12 protein-coding genes and 1 tRNA gene are annotated in these 17,546 nt (G+C 36.8%); 5 read left to right on the top strand and 8 right to left on the bottom strand.

Going from position 1 to position 17,546, the window contains the following annotated elements; translation table 11 throughout:
* Nucleotides 1-15: 15 nt before the first annotated feature.
* Entirely contained in the window at nucleotides 16-2,049 is a 2,034-nt protein-coding gene (gene uvrB, locus C0975_RS07945) for an excinuclease ABC subunit UvrB (RefSeq protein WP_101775859.1), read from the bottom strand.
* Between the two features lie 397 nt (nucleotides 2,050-2,446).
* Here uvrB and C0975_RS07940 point away from each other — a divergent pair.
* A tRNA-Asn gene (locus tag C0975_RS07940) sits at nucleotides 2,447-2,522 on the top strand.
* 183 nt (nucleotides 2,523-2,705) lie between these two features.
* Complete coding sequence (locus C0975_RS07935) at nucleotides 2,706-3,671, top strand: calcium/sodium antiporter (protein ID WP_101775858.1); 966 nt, start codon at nucleotides 2,706-2,708, stop codon at nucleotides 3,669-3,671.
* A gap of 135 nt (nucleotides 3,672-3,806) precedes the next feature.
* Here the strand turns inward: C0975_RS07935 and zevB are convergent, their stop codons facing one another.
* Nucleotides 3,807-4,817: a zinc transporter permease subunit ZevB gene (zevB, locus tag C0975_RS07930; protein WP_101775857.1), complete on the bottom strand. Its 1,011-nt coding sequence runs from the start codon at nucleotides 4,815-4,817 to the stop codon at nucleotides 3,807-3,809.
* The gene (gene zevA / locus C0975_RS07925) at nucleotides 4,808-5,449 is read right to left on the bottom strand and encodes a zinc transporter binding subunit ZevA (RefSeq protein ID WP_101775856.1); all 642 of its coding nucleotides are present in this window, start codon (nucleotides 5,447-5,449) and stop codon (nucleotides 4,808-4,810) included. Before zevA ends, zevB begins: the two co-directional genes overlap by 10 nt.
* A gap of 379 nt (nucleotides 5,450-5,828) precedes the next feature.
* On the opposite strand from zevA, the gene ettA reads away from it, so the two are divergent.
* Nucleotides 5,829-7,499 (top strand): energy-dependent translational throttle protein EttA, encoded by a 1,671-nt coding sequence (ettA, locus tag C0975_RS07920; RefSeq protein ID WP_101775855.1) that lies wholly within the window; start codon nucleotides 5,829-5,831, stop codon nucleotides 7,497-7,499.
* A 51-nt stretch (nucleotides 7,500-7,550) separates the two neighbouring features.
* Here ettA and C0975_RS07915 read toward each other — a convergent pair whose 3' ends face one another.
* From C0975_RS07915 to C0975_RS07900, 4 genes are all read right to left on the bottom strand, one after another.
* Nucleotides 7,551-7,775, bottom strand: a complete 225-nt coding sequence (locus C0975_RS07915; RefSeq protein WP_101775854.1) for a YgjV family protein — start codon at nucleotides 7,773-7,775, stop codon at nucleotides 7,551-7,553.
* A 159-nt stretch (nucleotides 7,776-7,934) separates the two neighbouring features.
* Nucleotides 7,935-8,264 (bottom strand): branched-chain amino acid transporter permease, encoded by a 330-nt coding sequence (locus tag C0975_RS07910; RefSeq protein ID WP_101775853.1) that lies wholly within the window; start codon nucleotides 8,262-8,264, stop codon nucleotides 7,935-7,937.
* 2 nt (nucleotides 8,265-8,266) lie between these two features.
* Entirely contained in the window at nucleotides 8,267-8,989 is a 723-nt protein-coding gene (gene azlC / locus C0975_RS07905; protein WP_101775852.1) for an azaleucine resistance protein AzlC, read from the bottom strand.
* A gap of 5 nt (nucleotides 8,990-8,994) precedes the next feature.
* Complete coding sequence (locus C0975_RS07900) at nucleotides 8,995-9,921, bottom strand: LysR family transcriptional regulator (protein WP_101775851.1); 927 nt, start codon at nucleotides 9,919-9,921, stop codon at nucleotides 8,995-8,997.
* A gap of 823 nt (nucleotides 9,922-10,744) precedes the next feature.
* Here C0975_RS07900 and metE point away from each other — a divergent pair.
* Nucleotides 10,745-13,018, top strand: coding sequence for a 5-methyltetrahydropteroyltriglutamate--homocysteine S-methyltransferase (metE, locus tag C0975_RS07890; RefSeq protein WP_101775850.1), 2,274 nt, complete (start codon nucleotides 10,745-10,747; stop codon nucleotides 13,016-13,018).
* A gap of 148 nt (nucleotides 13,019-13,166) precedes the next feature.
* Entirely contained in the window at nucleotides 13,167-14,204 is a 1,038-nt protein-coding gene (locus C0975_RS07885) for a metal-dependent hydrolase (protein ID WP_101775849.1), read from the top strand.
* A 137-nt stretch (nucleotides 14,205-14,341) separates the two neighbouring features.
* Here the strand turns inward: C0975_RS07885 and C0975_RS07880 are convergent, their stop codons facing one another.
* The gene (locus C0975_RS07880; protein ID WP_101775848.1) at nucleotides 14,342-17,374 is read right to left on the bottom strand and encodes a YadA-like family protein; all 3,033 of its coding nucleotides are present in this window, start codon (nucleotides 17,372-17,374) and stop codon (nucleotides 14,342-14,344) included.
* Between the last annotated feature and the right edge of the window lie 172 nt (nucleotides 17,375-17,546).

The raw sequence follows: 17,546 nt of genomic DNA, 5'->3' as shown, positions 1-17,546 counted from the left end.
AGTTAACTCGCTGTATTAAACCTCAAAAAAATGTTGTCGTAATTGTTGCAATTGATCTCGTATAGCTGCTGCTTTTTCAAATTCAAGATCTTGTGCATATTTATACATTTGTTGTTCTAACTTCTTAATCTGTTGCTGATATTCTTTTGGTGTTTGTGGTAGTTGATAAAGTGCGGTCGACTCTGCCACTTTTTTGCTTGCTCGACTCGCTTTTGCTTTATTATTTGCGCCTTGACCAATATCAAGCAACTCACCCACCTTTTTATTCAATGCTTGTGGAACAATACCTCGCTCCTGATTATATTTCATTTGTTTTTCACGACGGCGGTGAGTTTCACCAATCGCTTTTTCCATAGAATTAGTTATGCGATCTGCATATAAAATCGCTTTACCTTTAAGGTTTCGTGCTGCTCGTCCGATCGTTTGTATCAATGAACGTTCAGAACGCAGAAAACCTTCTTTATCTGCATCTAAAATTGCAACTAATGAAACTTCTGGAATATCTAACCCCTCTCTTAATAAGTTAATTCCAACTAACACATCAAATTCACCCAAACGTAAATCACGAATGATTTCAACACGCTCAACTGTATCAATATCTGAATGTAAATAACGCACTCGGATACCATGTTCATCAAGATAATCCGTAAGATCCTCTGCCATTTTTTTAGTCAGTGTTGTCACTAATACTCGCTCATTTTGATCTGCTCTTTGTCGAGCTTCTGAAAGCAAATCATCAACTTGAATTGCTACTGGACGAATCTCAATTTCGGGATCAAGTAAACCTGTTGGACGTACTACTTGATCAATGATTTCACCACCTGACTTTTCTAATTCGTAAGGTCCTGGTGTCGCTGAAACATAAATTGTTTGTGGGGCTAAACGTTCAAATTCCTCAAAACGTAATGGGCGATTATCCAATGCTGAAGGCAAGCGGAAACCATACTCCACTAATGTTTCTTTACGTGAACGGTCACCACGATACATCCCTCCAATTTGTGGTACAGTCACATGAGATTCATCAATAATCAACAGTGCATCGGATGGCATGTAATCGAATAATGTCGGTGGTGGCTCTCCCTCATTGCGCCCAGAAAGATAACGTGAGTAATTTTCAATTCCAGAACAATAACCTAATTCATTCATCATCTCGATATCAAATTGTGTACGCTGTGTAATACGTTGTTCTTCTAAAAGCTTATTATTTTCTAACAAAAATTTTTTACGCTCAGCCAATTCAGTTTTAATTTTTTCAATTGCATCTAAAATACGTTCACGCGGTGTCACATAATGGGTTTTCGGGTAAATGGTATAGCGCGGTACAATACCAAAACTGGTACCTGTTAACGGATCAAATAGACTTAAACGCTCAATTTCATCATCAAATAATTCAACCCGCACCGCTCTATCATCTGATTCAGCAGGAAAAATATCAATAATTTCGCCGCGTACACGAAATGTACCACGTTGAAATGCTTGATCATTACGTGTGTATTGCAGTTCCGCTAACTTTGCCAATATTTGTCGTTGGTTAACAATCGCCCCTGTTTGCAAATGCAACATCATTTTGAGATAAGAATCGGGATCACCCAAACCATAAATTGCAGACACAGAAGCCACTACGATAGTATCCCGGCGTTCTAAAAAAGATTTTGTCGCTGACAAACGCATTTGTTCAATTTGATCATTAATTGATGCATCTTTTTCAATAAATGTATCACTACTTGGTACATAAGCTTCTGGCTGATAATAATCATAATAGGAAACAAAATATTCCACGGCATTCTCAGGAAAAAATGCTTTCATTTCCGCATAAAGCTGTGCTGCTAATGTTTTATTTGGTGCGAGCAACATCGCAGGACGGTTTAAAGTAGCAATCACATTGGCAATTGTAAAAGTTTTACCCGACCCTGTTACACCTAACAAGGTTTGATGGGCTAATCCATTTTCTAACCCATCAATAAGTTGTTGAATCGCCTGTGGTTGATCACCAGAAGGTTGAAAATCAGAATGCAAAATAAAAGACTTTGTGTTAATTTTTTGTGCCATATCGCCTAAACGCGTCAGTTGAAAGTGCGGTCAATTTTAGCATAGTTTTACACTAAATTTTGATCTAAAAAAGCTAGGTTTTACACAGACTTATAATTGTCAAGATTCAAACCTCTCAAATTTCAAAAAAAATTTAAAAATATTTGTAGAGTTTTTATAACCAATTGATAAATAACAAAATGTTATTTTACAACCAATTATGTGATGAAAGTGAATAATACCAGTAATGGCTTAGCTTTAGCGATTTTTTTTAACAACAACTCACAGAGTTATCCACAACCTCTGTGGATATAAAAATCCTCTAAAAAAAGAGTTATTTTTTTCTTTTTCTAAGGTTGACAAGGGATAATAAGCACATTATCATACGCCACCTAAATTCTTTGTGATACAGAATTTTTCCTCCTTAGTTCAGTCGGTAGAACGGCGGACTGTTAATCCGTATGTCGCTGGTTCGAGTCCAGCAGGAGGAGCCAATTTTTCTTTTGGTAAGCTTTTATTTGTCTCCTTTTATAAAAGTTTATTTTTCACCAAAAGAGTTTAAGCCCATATCCTCCTTATGGGCTTTTATTTTTTCTTTAGCTTATTTTCTTCTCTTTCCCCATTTTTGCATATATTATACGCGTCCAAATTTCGCTATTTTTCCAATAGGATTTCAGATGTTATTAGAAGCTTCTTTTGCCATTATTGTCGGGTTAATTATTTTAGTTTGGAGTGCAGATCGTTTTATTGATGCTGCTGCTGCATTAGCACGCTATTTAGGCATGTCACCATTATTAATTGGTATTTTAATTATTGGTTTTGGTACCTCCATGCCAGAAATGGTCGTATCAGCACTCTCTGCATTTAATAGTAGTCCAGGCATTGCGCTAGGTAACGCCTATGGTTCAAATATCACCAATATTGCCTTAATTCTCGGTTTAACTGCATTAATCAAACCATTAGTAGTACATGGCAGTGTGATTAAAAAAGAGCTTCCAATCTTACTTAGCGTCACTTTTCTCTCTGCTTATTTTTTATTGGATATGAAAATCTCAAGTCTTGAAGCTTATAGCCTACTTGTTATTTTTATTGCCTATGTCTTCTGGACGATTTGGTCAAGTAAAAAGCAACGTCCCTCTGTTCAAGCTGCTTATGAAGAAGACACAAAACAGCAAATTTCATTCAAAGCCTCTGCCTTTTGGCTGATAGCAGGTCTTATATTACTGATGCTTAGCTCTCAATTACTTGTTTGGGGGGCAATAAAAGTCGCTAATTATTTAGGTGTAAGTGATCTTGTCATTGGGCTCACTGTTGTTGCAATTGGCACTTCATTACCTGAAGTCGCTGCATCTATTGTGGCTGCACGTAAAGGCGAAGTCGATCTTGCGGTAGGCAATATTATTGGTTCAAATTTATATAATACTTTAGCTGTTGTCGGTTTAGCAGGGGCGATTATGCCAATTGAAGCAGAAAGCAAAGTGCTCTCTCGCGATATGTTAATGATGTCTGCATTGACAATGACATTATTTATTTTTGGTTTGATTGCCTACAAAAAACAGCATACTCTAGGTCGTTTCAACGGTTTGTTCTTTTTCGCTAGTTATGTTGGTTATACAATTTTCTTAGTTCGAACCGCACTTTAACCTATTTTACAGCATACAAAAAAGCAGATCTTGTGATCTGCTTTTTTTCTCATTCTGGATATGCAACAAAATGAAATTTACCACTCTACTGCCTCCTCGAATCCTTATTTTGCGCCTAGTTTATCTGTTTTAACGTTAACGAGTGAATAAAGCCGCTCCACCAGTAGTAGACAATGTTGTGCCATACAACAAACTGGTTGCGAAAAAAATCAGTAAAATCCCCGCAAACAATTTAAGCAAACTCTCACTATTGAGTTGCAAGATTGGCGAAAATTGGTACCATTTGCCAATTTTTAATGCAGTATGTCTTGCATATAGCACTATTAAAGCAAAACAAGATAAAGTTAATCCAGTACCAATTGCCATAGCAAACGTCGCAACAATTCCCCACCAATAAAGATCAAGCATATAAGCTAAAAACAAAATAAAAATTGCACCTGAACATGGCCGCATACCAATGCTACAAATCACTAAAAGCTGTGATTTCCAATCCATTACCATAGCTAATTGCGTTTGATTAGGGACATGTTGATGACCACAACCACAACATAGGTGATGACTATGTGATGATGCCAGTTGCTGTCCAACTTTCATTGCACTTTGTGACTGTGTTTTAAGTGATAAAATTTGAGGTAATGGTTTTGTCTTCGCCTTTGCATAAGCTAAATAATACTTTTTCCCATATTGATAACACCAACTTAATCCCAGCAGAAGTAGCAATAGAAAAGCCGTACGCTCTAACCAAAGTTGAGTTAATTTAAAATAGCGAGAAGAAAGATTGAGTAACACGACGACAATAGAAGTGGCTGCAACAGCAACAGCTCCCTGCATTAAAGAAGACAGTAAGGTTAATTTCATACTAGTCTTCAGTTGAGTTTGATGAGTAGACAAATAAGTCGCAATAATAAATTTACCATGACCAGGTCCCAAAGCATGAAACACACCATAAAGAAAACTAATAACAATTAACCAGCCACCAGCATAGGTTTTATCTTCATTAATTTGATGTAAATAACCTGACATTAACTGATTAAAATCACGCTGCCAAATAGCCACTTTAAAAAATAGATAAGGAAATAAAAAATAAGCAGCTAAGCCTAACAATAGCAAAATAATACTATACTTAATTGGAAAATTTATTCGCATATTAACATCACTTTTTGCGCAAACAGTACACCTAAAGAATCATCTTCATCACGCTGAGTTTGATCTAATGAATTCGCATATTGCTTAATTTTCGCATCGACTTGTGGTTCAACAACTTCCCCATGGCAATGCATTGAAATTTGCGAAAAATCAACCGCACTTTGCTTGGTTTGATCATAATACATCGACACATAATAAGTAGGATCATATGTCAGTAAAGTGAATTGATTATTAGCTAATTCCCGAGGTTTAGATAACAAAAAATCAAAATAATACATCACTTGATTATTATTTGATCTCATGCCGTAATTTTGTGGCTTCGCACTATATTTCACTTTATTTCCTTGCTTATCAAATAAATAGCTGAAATAGTGTTCATTTATAATATTTCCCATGACTTCATCAATTAATTTCTGTAATGCTTTTTTATCACCGCGCGTTTGCCGGATGTCATATAACATTGTCGCAGAACTGGCTTCATCCAATATCCATTCCATCGAAAATCCGATCAATTTCTGCTCACTAGCTAATACTTTAGTTTTCATTTCAATAAATGCATGTGGATGTGCATAAAGATTGAATGAAAATAAACTCATAAAAAATAACAAAATACTAATAGAAAACGCTTTCATTTTATTTCACCCCGAAATGTAAATTTATTTAACAAATAGCTATAAATATTAACAAAATAATTCCTTTTGGTTATAAAAAAGCAATATTACGAATTAAGAAAATGAGAAAAAATACCAATTTATAGGTATTTTTGTGACAAACTTCAAAAATAATGTAAAAATTGTTTCACAAGACTGTAAATTTATGTAAAATAAAACTCGTCAAGTGATTGCTTGATATTCATAAAGTTCCTAAATAAAATAATCATAAATAGCTAAACTACTTTCCTACCCTCCTACTCGGAGGGTTTTTTTTATCTGCAATTGGCTAATCTAGCAAATTTCAAGTAAAATAGCCGCACTTTTTTCTATTTTATTAACATGCATAACGAGAGAAATTATGTCATCACAATTTGTTTATACAATGCATCGCGTCGGCAAGATAGTGCCACCGAAGCGCCACATTTTAAAAGATATCTCACTCAGTTTCTTCCCTGGCGCTAAAATCGGAGTATTGGGCTTAAATGGTGCGGGTAAATCAACATTACTACGTATTATGGCAGGTATTGATACCGAAATAGAAGGGGAAGCGCGCCCACAACCAGGCATTAAAATCGGCTATCTACCACAAGAACCTAAACTTGACCCTCAACAAACTGTACGTGACGCTATTGAGGAAGCGGTTGGTGAAGTAAAACAAGCATTAACTCGTTTGGATGAGGTCTATGCACTTTATGCTGATCCCGATGCCGATTTCGATAAGCTTGCCGCAGAACAAGCTGAGTTAGAAGCCATTATTCAAGCGCATGATGGGCACAATCTTGATAATCAATTAGAACGTGCTGCTGATGCATTACGTCTACCAGACTGGGATGCTAAAATCGAACATTTATCAGGTGGTGAGCGTCGTCGCGTAGCGCTTTGCCGTCTTTTACTTGAAAAACCAGACATGCTATTACTCGATGAACCAACCAACCATTTAGATGCAGAATCTGTCGCTTGGTTAGAGCGTTTCTTACATGATTATGAAGGTACAGTTGTCGCAATTACCCACGACCGTTACTTCTTAGATAATGTTGCAGGTTGGATCTTAGAGCTTGACCGCGGTGAAGGTATTCCTTGGGAAGGTAACTATTCTTCTTGGTTAGAACAAAAAGAAAAACGTTTAGCTCAAGAGCAAGCCGCCGAATCTGCACGCCAAAAATCAATCGAAAAAGAATTAGAATGGGTTCGCCAAAATCCAAAAGGTCGCCAAGCTAAAAGTAAAGCACGTATGGCACGCTTTGAAGAGCTGAATAGTGGTGAATATCAGAAACGTAATGAAACTAACGAGCTCTTTATTCCACCTGGTCCCCGTTTAGGTGATAAAGTTATCGAAGTACAGGGATTAACAAAATCTTATGGTGATCGTACCTTAATTGATAATCTTTCATTCAGTATTCCAAAAGGTGCAATTGTCGGTATTATCGGTCCTAATGGTGCAGGTAAATCTACTTTATTCCGTATACTTTCAGGACAAGAGCAACCTGATGCCGGCACTGTCACTTTAGGTGAAACGGTGGTACTGGCTTCTGTTGATCAATTCCGTGATGCAATGGATGATAAAAAAACAGTGTGGGAAGAAGTGTCTAATGGACAAGATATTTTACGTATCGGTAACTTTGAAATTCCAAGTCGAGCTTATGTGGGCCGCTTTAATTTTAAAGGCGTAGATCAGCAAAAACGTGTTGGCGAATTATCAGGCGGTGAACGTGGTCGTTTACATCTTGCTAAACTATTACAAGCGGGTGGTAACGTTCTTCTATTAGATGAACCAACCAACGATCTTGATGTTGAAACCTTACGTGCATTAGAAAATGCAATCTTAGAATTCCCAGGTTGTGCGATGGTAATCTCCCATGACCGTTGGTTCTTAGACCGTATAGCAACACATATCTTAGATTATGGCGATGAAGGTAAAGTCACGTTCTATGAAGGTAACTTCTCTGACTATGAAGAATGGAAGAAGAAAACCTTTGGGGCTGATGCGATCCAACCACATCGTATTAAATATAAACGTATCGCTAAATAAACTAAAAAACCGCACTTGAAGTGCGGTTTGTTTTTGTAAAATTTTGCGACATTATTTTGCTCGTTTTAAACGCCACAATTGATAAATATGAATAAGGACTAAGAATGCGTTTAATCCAGCGACGGGATAAGCTTGAATACGCAGCGCGTAAATTACAAATAAAATTGCACCAATCCCATTTATCACACGTATAAAAACGATATTTTTAAATAAAAAAGAAATCGCTACCAACAATCCAGCAGCATAGCCTAATAGCTCATTTACATTAAATTCCATATTGCCTCTTTAAAATAAACAAATTACCTATCTCATTGATAGCGCAATAATAAATTATTTTTTTATTCACTTAAAGAGTGCAATAATTAAGCAAACGGTTGCTAGAAAAGAAATGTATTTATTTTTTTCTCAAAATAAATCTAAATGCCTTTTTGCTATTTAAACAAACACAAATTGAACTAAAAACATATATAATCCTGTTCCTGCAGCAATAGAAAGAAACATGTTTTTCTGCCAAAAATGTAGCCCTAATACTACAGCCCCAGCAATAAAATCAGGGATACCATGATTACCATTGAATACATCCACATTTTTATAACAATAAACGACTAGCATACCAAACATCGCTGCAGGTAATACTTTACCTAAATATTGAATATAGGCAGGAATAGGACGATTAGCAGGAAATATCCAAAAAGGTAGCCAGCGAAAAAGCTGCACACCGAATATCCCCATTACAATAGTAATAATTTGTTTAATTAACGTCATACCTACTCCACACTATTTAATTTCGCGGTTAATTTCACACGACGTAAAGTTAATGCAAGCCAAATCCCAATCAGTGTTGGTAGTAAAAAATGCGCTTCCCCAACGATTAATAATGCAGTAAATGCAATACCTAATCCCAATAGAGAACTTTCATGTGAACTTTCTTTACTCCATTGCTCTGCAAAAATAACTAAAAAAAGCGCAGTCATAGCAAATTCAATACCAGTTAAATCAAAAGGTAAGATTGAACCAAATAATGCGCCTATCGCGGTCCCTACCACCCAATATAGTTGCAGATATAAGCTAATGAAGAAAAAATACCAACCACGATCAATATTTGTTGGCACTTTTGCCATATAATTCAATGAAAAAGCTTCATCAACTAATGTGCTAATCAAATACCAACGTTTCTTTCCTAAATAAGCTCCATATTTTTCTAACATGGAAATGCCATAGAAAATTTGACGTCCACTGACCATTAAAGTGATCAATAACACATTAAGTGGTGCAAATGGCGCAACGAGTAAACCTGCAACAATAAATTCAACAGAGCCTGCATAAATAAGTAATGCCATTAAAATTGGGTAGATGGCTTCAAAACCCAGAGCCTTCATATAGACACCATAAGCAATGCCTAAAAATAGAAAACCAGATAAAATAGGTAAACTATAAGGAAATGCCGCCTTAGCAGCCGCTAAAATTGGGCGTTTATTTACATCTAACATACAACTTATTCCAACACAGACAGACCAAGTAAAGTAGAAAAACTTTGTGCTTTTATGGTTTCATAAAAATCATCAACAAATGCAATTTTTGCATCAAGCTCACGAATAGCTGCATACAAGTTACTATACAAGCCCGCTTCTGTAATTTTACGTGCGACTAAATAACCTCGATCTAAATAAGGTTTTGCTGCCCAAAATGGTAATGCAGCAATCCCTCGTTTACTCGCAACTAATTGGATAATTGCAATAGTGAGTTCACTTGTACGACGAATAGGATTAATCCCCTTAGGATGTAATACTTTACGTAATAAATCTAACATATCATCTGGTACAGGGTAAGTGATCAAAGTTTGATCTATAAAATCTTCTGCTTGCCATACTGCTTTATGAGCTAAAGGGTGATCCTTTGCGCACAGTCCAACCATTTCGTAAGAAAATAACGGCTTATGTACAACGCCTGCTGTTTCTTCAATTTCAGAAACCACTGCCCAGTCTGCACGATGAGTTAATAACAAGCCAATTGCGTCAGTATGAAAACCTGACACAATATCTAATTCAACTAACGGCCAATTTTGACGAAACGAGTCCATTGCAGGCATCAACCAATCAAAACAAGTATGACATTCCACAGCAATACGCAACTCTCCAGCTTCGCCTTGTTTAACACGAGAAAGATCACGTTCTGCTTCTATCACTTTAGGTAAAATTTCATTAGCAAGCTGAATTAAACGCTCACCTGCTGGAGTAAAACGTAAAGGTTGTGTTTTGCGTTCAAACAGTGGTAAACCATATTGTTCTTCAAGTAATTTTAATTGATGTGAAAGTGCAGATTGGGTTAAATACACACGTTTAGCGGCTAAAGATACACTACCAGTTTCTTTAAGTGCAAGTAACGTTTTAAGATGGCGTAATTCTAAAAATATCGGTTTCATTAAAATAATTCATAAAAAAGAAGACACAGAACGATTTCTATCATATATCAAAATTAACAAAATGGGATCAAGAGCGGTCAGTTTTTAACAAATTTTACCTTTTACGATCTAGATCGAAAAATCCTATGACTTATCTTTACAGGCAAAGCTCATCTTTTATCCTCATGCCTTACTTACATAGAACAAATCAACTTACTAGTTGTGTGGAATATCTTTAAACAACCTATTGAAACTGAAACTTTAGATGACTAGGCAAAAATCGCACTAGATATTGCTAAAGTTGCTATTCTGGCTTGTCCAGTTATACTTTATGGCGAATATCCCCTTATTTTTAAAATAGTTAATATTACTCTGTTATTCTTCGTTAGTTATACCGCACTTGGAGGAAGTCGTTTCCTTCGACGTTATAAAGCAACAATGAAAAATGACATTTATGGAGAAAAAACAAATGTCTAATATCACAATCGGCTTATTAATCCTTGCTATATTTTCATTCGTTTTTTTCCTCTTTGCTAAAAATCTATTACAAGAGTAAGAAAAAGAACAAAAACAAAAGAATCGCCAATGAAACAATAACTATTGTTACGTTTTAAACTCATTAAGAGTAATAACGAAAAGGCTCAATAGCGCCTTTTTACATAACCTAATTCTGTCAAAACTAACCATACTTCTCCAACCTTCCCCTAACTTTATTATTAAAATTTTTCATAAACTTTGTGAAAATTATTATATTGCATAATACAAAAAAATACTTCACTCTATATCCATCAAGACGTTTAGACGTCCAAAACAAAGCAATACTAATTTTGAGTGAGGTAATACTATGACTATATTCCATCTAGCAGGCTTTCCACGTGTCGGTGCCAAACGTGAACTAAAATTTGCCCAAGAACGTTATTGGCGTGGTGAAATCGCAGAACAAGATTTATTAGAAATTGCACAAAAATTACGTGCAATTAACTGGCAACATCAAGCCGATGCCAATGCCGATTATGTTGCTGTTGCTGATTTCACATTCTATGATCATATTTTAGACTTACAAGTTGCCACAGGTGCAATTCCTGCACGTTTTGGTTTTGATAACCAAAATTTAAGTTTAAATGAATATTTTCAACTTGCACGTGGTAATAAAACCCAATTTGCGATTGAAATGACAAAATGGTTTGATACCAACTATCATTATTTAGTGCCTGAATTTAATAAATACACTGAATTTAAAGCAAACCCAACACATTATGTGCAACAAATCCGTGAAGCAAAAGCGTTAGGTTTGAAATCCAAACCAACTATTGTTGGACCACTTACATTTCTATGGCTCGGTAAAGAAAAAGGCGAAACATTCAATCGTTTTGAACTATTAGCAAAACTTGTTCCTGTTTATGTAGATATTCTGAATGCGCTAGTCGCTGAAGGTGCTGAGTGGATTCAAATTGATGAACCTGCCTTAGCAGTGGATTTACCCGTAGAATGGCTTGATGCCTACAAAGCGGTATACACAACACTAAGTGAACAAGTCAAGGCGAAGCTACTCCTCGCGACTTACTTCGGTTCAGTTGCCGAACATGCAGAATTGCTCAAAACATTGCCTGTCGCTGGACTGCATATTGATTTAGTACGAGCGCCAGAACAACTCGTCGCATTTCAAAACTACAATAAAGTGCTTTCTGTCGGTGTGATTGATGGACGTAATATTTGGCGAGCCAACTTAAATCAAGTCTTAGATATCCTTGAACCATTAAAAACAAAATTAGGTGAAAACCTTTGGATTGCACCAAGTTGCTCATTACTTCATACGCCTTATGATCTTGAAGTCGAAACACAACTAAAAGCAAATAAACCCGAACTTTACAATTGGCTAGCTTTTACGTTACAAAAAGTGCAAGAATTACGTATTATTAAGATCGCACTTGAACAGGGTCGTCATGTCGTTCAAACTGAACTTGATGCAAGCCAAGCAGCAGCAAATGCTCGTGCATATAGTACCGAAATTCACCGTACCGAAGTAGCTGAACGTTTAGCCAACTTACCTGCCAATGCGGATCAACGTCAATCACCATTTGCACAACGTATTGTAAAGCAAAATGCGTGGTTAAATTTACCCAAACTCCCAACAACTAACATTGGCTCATTCCCACAAACTGTTGAAATTCGTCAAGCGCGTGCCAAATTCAAAAAAGGTGAGCTCAGTCTAGCAGATTATGAAATGGCGATGAAAAAAGAAATTGAGTTTGTTGTACGTCGCCAAGAAGAACTTGATCTTGATGTATTAGTGCATGGTGAAGCAGAGCGTAACGACATGGTGGAATATTTTGGTGAATTATTGGATGGGTTTGCATTTACAAAATTTGGCTGGGTACAAAGTTATGGTTCACGTTGTGTCAAACCACCCGTCATTTATGGCGATGTTGTACGTCCACAACCTATGACAGTACGCTGGTCTAAATATGCACAAAGTCTGACAAACCGCATCATGAAAGGTATGTTAACTGGACCAGTGACGATTCTACAATGGTCATTTGTACGTAACGATATTCCACGTTCTACAGTGTGTAAACAAATTGCCGTCGCGCTTTCTGATGAAGTATTAGATTTAGAAGCAGCAGGTATTAAAGTGATTCAAATTGATGAACCCGCTATCCGAGAAGGTTTACCGTTAAAACGCGCAGATTGGGAGGCTTACTTACAATGGGCAAGTGAAGCATTCCGTTTAAGTGCAATGGGATGTCAAGATGATACCCAAATTCACACACATATGTGCTACTCCGAATTTAATGATATTTTACCTGCGATCGCCAGTTTAGATGCTGATGTGATTACGATCGAAACGTCACGTTCGGACATGGAACTATTAACTGCATTTGGCGATTTCAAATATCCAAATGATATCGGTCCAGGCGTGTACGATATTCATAGCCCACGAGTACCCGAAGCAAACGAAATTGAACACCTATTACGTAAAGCGCTCAATGTGATTCCAGCAGAACGTTTATGGGTCAATCCAGATTGTGGCTTAAAAACACGTGCTTGGCCAGAAACTATTGCGGCATTAAAAGTCATGGTTGAAGTCACTAAGAAATTACGTGCTGAACTTGCCTAAATTTAACAATTTTTTCTAATTAATTGCTCCCAATAGCTTCAAGTATTGGGAGCTTTTTTATACTTTGATTGAGTCAAAAAGATTGACGAAGTGGATATTCCTACTCAAAATATCACATTATTTATCGTCCACGGAGTAAGGTGTAATAATGGATTCGCTTACACAATTTGTTTTAGGTTCTGCCATACAAGGCGTTGGAATGGGCAAATATCAAGGTCGCAAAGCACTCCTTTACGGTGGATTGCTAGGCACGCTGCCTGATCTAGATGTTTTTATTCGTTATGCTGATCCAATTTCATCAATGACTTATCATCGCGGTTTTAGCCATTCTATTTTTTTACTAACCGCACTTGCTTTCTTGATAACATGGGTAACATTTAAACGAAAAAGCCATTTACCTTTTACATTTCGAAGGCTGTTTTTGACTCTGACACTAGCCCTTGTGACGCACCCAATTATTGATGCAATGACGGTTTATGGTACCCAACTTTTTTGGCCCCTGCCATTTGAACCCATCACTTTTTCAACAGTTTTTGTAATCGATCCGATTTATACATTGCCACTAGTCTTTACTTGTATTTGGGCATATTGGAAAAAAATGGATAGCCGTTCTGTACGTGCTATGTCTATTGCACTCATATTTGGTTGTATGTATTTCGTCATCGGTTTCGTTGGACGCAGTTACCATGAACAACGCATTGAAAATATGCTGACTCAAAAAGGAATTGAAGTAGACAAAGTGTTAGCAACACCAACCCCATTTAATACCATACTTTGGCGTGTACTTGCGATTGATAAGCAAGGTAATCTATATGATGCGATGAGTGGCTGGTTAGATAATGGCTCACCCGAATTTATTAAAATTCCACTTAATCTTGAATTAAAAGCAAAAATTATTGCTGATTCACCCCAATTACAACGCTTCGAATGGTTTACTGATCATTGGATTCATTACGAACAAATTGGTAATCAGCTTGTGGCAAGTGATACTCGAATGGGTTTAGCAGGTCAATTTAACTTCCGTTTTGTTGTTGCGGAAAAACATAATCAAGAATGGAAAGCTATTCTACCAACAGAATATCCAGCTGCCACTCATAATCTAAACAAAGCAATACTGGCGAAATTCTGGCAACGGATTTGGTCAGATGATAAACCTCTCCCTTTAGAGGAATGGGCAAGGTTATAACTTTCAACAAAAGCAACTCCGACAAAACAATCAAGTGCGGTCAAAATTTTTAAAATTTTGACCGCACTTTTCTAAAGTAAAAAAATAGAAAGGTGTCTTTCTACTTTTTTATATTACTTGATGAAGCTTTAAATCAGTTACCACTGATAACCCAAACCAACACCGCCAGAATACTGACCTACGCTATTTGCTGTTCCCGTTAGTTTCAAGATCAACTTGCCATTATCACTCGCCCGAGAATAGCCTACTGCAAGGGCTGAGGCACCGCTATAACCACCAGCTGCTGCAGACAACATCGACTTACCAGCACGATACACTTGAGGTAATGAAGCTGCTGCCGCAGAGTTCGCACCAACACCTCGAACTTGTTTATCTAAGCGGTTGACACGACTATTTACCTTGTCAATTTTATGATGAAGCGCATTAGTCACATGTTTTAAGTCGCCTACATTAACTGCATTATACAAAGTATTGCCAGAAGCTTGTCTGACATCAATAGGTTGCCCATGATTATCCACTAAACCACTCGCAACATGACTAATTTGCTTATGACCTGCATTAATTCCTTGTGATGTCACATGAATATCCCCCACTCGCAAGCCTTGTTGGTTTAATTCAACAGTATCCCCAACTTTCACACCATCATTACTCACTTTTGTAGAGCCTGTCTTGAGGCTACCTTCCTCACTTAAATCAATTTGTTTAGCAAGCGCAATTTTTACCTTACCATCTTCTACTTTCGTCTTGATATTACTATCTGCGCCGACAATATCGACTTTTTCACCAAGTCGTTTTTTGACAGCATTACCATCCTCAGCTTGAATCGCAAATCCTTTTTCAGTCAATTCTTCTTTCGCTTTTTCTAACTGCCCTAAATTGACAGCGTCCTTACTGTCCTTACCATCCATGAGATTTGTAATTCTGCCATCTTGATTAAATGTCACACCGTCCTTATCATTAGGTCCACGCAATACTAAATTTTGCTCTCCATTACTTCCCGGTTTGCCGACAATAGACATACTTTCTTGACCATCCTTATTCTTAAATTTAATTTCAGCGTCTTTTCCATCTTTGCCGTTCAAAACAATACCAGCAAATTTAGGACGTCTTTTCATGACAATTTCTAATGAGTGATTATCTTTATAACGCACACCTAAATTAGCCGATGTGACAAATGTTGAATCAGACAACTTGGATGAATCCGCAATACCACCTAGAATACCTAACTTTTGATTAAGTTTACGCTTTACCACTTTATTATTGTCATTGCCATCATTACCTACAAACATTAAACCATCATTTAATGTCGCAACTTCTTCTTGTTGATCATTAGGTCGTGTATAAACAAGACGTGCTTTGTGTGCGCCTTCTTGTCCTTTCAATCCCTTGCTGCCTTTTGCCACACTGACTGTGACTTTAGTTATTGAACCATTTGTATTATTTGGACTAGCAATTTCAATTGCCCCTTCTTTTCCCTTTAAAGTGACACCCGATTTACCGTCTTTTCCTTTAGCACTAATCACGCCATCTACGTTTTTTTGACCACTTTTTCCGCCTGCGATCAATTTATTCACAGTTAAATTATCTCGCGTTGCGATAGTCACATTGGCACCATCTTGCTTAATCTTAATATTTTTTCCTGCTTTAATAGTTACGGTATCACCTAGTTTAACTTTACTCGCTCCATTTGCATTAACGACTTTGCCACCAGCTTCCTCAACTTTAAGCATCCAACCTTTCTCAACTTCTTGCTGTAAAGCATATAGTTGACTTCCATTTATCGCATCAGTTGATTTATCTGAAATACGTCCAGCAGCTAGATTAGTCAATGTCCGCTCTTGATTTGTTGAACCAATACTCACTGTGCCAATCGGTTTTTCACCTGCAAATTTATGCTCATTACCATTAATCGTTGTTTTTTCTGTAGCTACTTTCTCTGTTGTTACTGAACTTGCCCCTAACGCCACACTATTTTTATGCTTCGCTTGCGCAGCAAAGCCCAATGCGGTAGCATTTTTGGCTTTACTTTGTGCACTTGTCCCTAACACAGTAGCTCGATCTTGAGTTGCTTTTGCTCCAGTACCAATCGCAACTGCTTTTTTACCATGTGCTTCTGCTTGATACCCAAACGCAATTGTCTTTTCTTTTTTGGCTTTTGATTCTACACCAAATGCAATAGCACCTTCGGCTTTATTGTTAGGATCAGCTTTCATCACATTTGCATTTAAATATGTATCTTTCACTTTGTTAAACTGTCCCGTTTCAGCATTTGAACCAAAAGCGAGAGAATTACGCCCATTAGTCTTAGCCGCTGACCCTATAGCAATAGAATGATGACCATTTGTTTGCGTACGATTCATACCATCATATTTGGTTTTCTTTGCACCATTCTGATTTTCTCCATTCAGTGTTCTTGGTGAAACACTCCCAATTGCGATAGATTGATCACCTAATGCCGTCGCCGAAGCACCTAACGCAAAACTGGCATTGCCTTTTGCCCAAGCGACAGAACCAATAGCAGTAGAATAATCACCAATTGCAGCAGACTGACGCATCATAGATAATGAATTAAAACCATGAGCACGAGCCGCAGTCCCTACTGCGACAGAACCTGTTTTTTCAGCTTGAGCAAATGCACCAAGTGCTACTGCAACACCACCTGTTGCTTTGGAATAATCACCAATTGCAATACCATCATACTGTGGATTAGCTTTATCTGCTGTAGATTTAATATCAGTTTCACGACCTAACTTGATCCCTTGTGCTGTTTTAGGATCAAAATAATTCTCAGCAGATTGCTTTTCATTTAGTCCTTGTGGATCTATATTTTTTCGCCCTTTATCTGCATAAGATCTATTACCAGGATTCCAATAATTGTAAGGTCTCGAGCCAGTTTTATCTTTATAATCTGAATCAACTTGATTATTATCAATTTGACCATTTTGAATAGAACCATTTACAGTTTGTTGAATATCAATATAAGCTTGGGAGGGTAACGTGATAAAGAATAATGAAGACAATATTGTTAATTTAAAATTAAACTGCGTTTCAGTTGAATGGAGATGTTTATGTAAAGTAGAAGATAATTTACTACGGTCTTTTGCTAATTCAGAAACAACCACTAAAGATTGAGTCATTATATTCCAAATGACTTTATAGATGCGATTCATAAAATTCCTTTTATATAAAAATAAATTACGGCTTAAAAATTTAATTAACTCTGTACTTTCCCCAAATACGGGGCGGCTATTCTACTTACCGATCAATATAATGTCCAAAATTAAATATAACATTTAATTTAAAAAATATTCAAAAGACGAATTTACATACAAAACTTGTTAT

This window comes from Pasteurella oralis, assembly GCF_002850605.1.
In the GTDB taxonomy this organism is placed as follows: Bacteria; Pseudomonadota; Gammaproteobacteria; order Enterobacterales; family Pasteurellaceae; genus Pasteurella; species Pasteurella oralis.
Note: the sequence above shows the minus strand (reverse complement) of the source record. Positions and strands in the feature narration are given on the sequence as shown.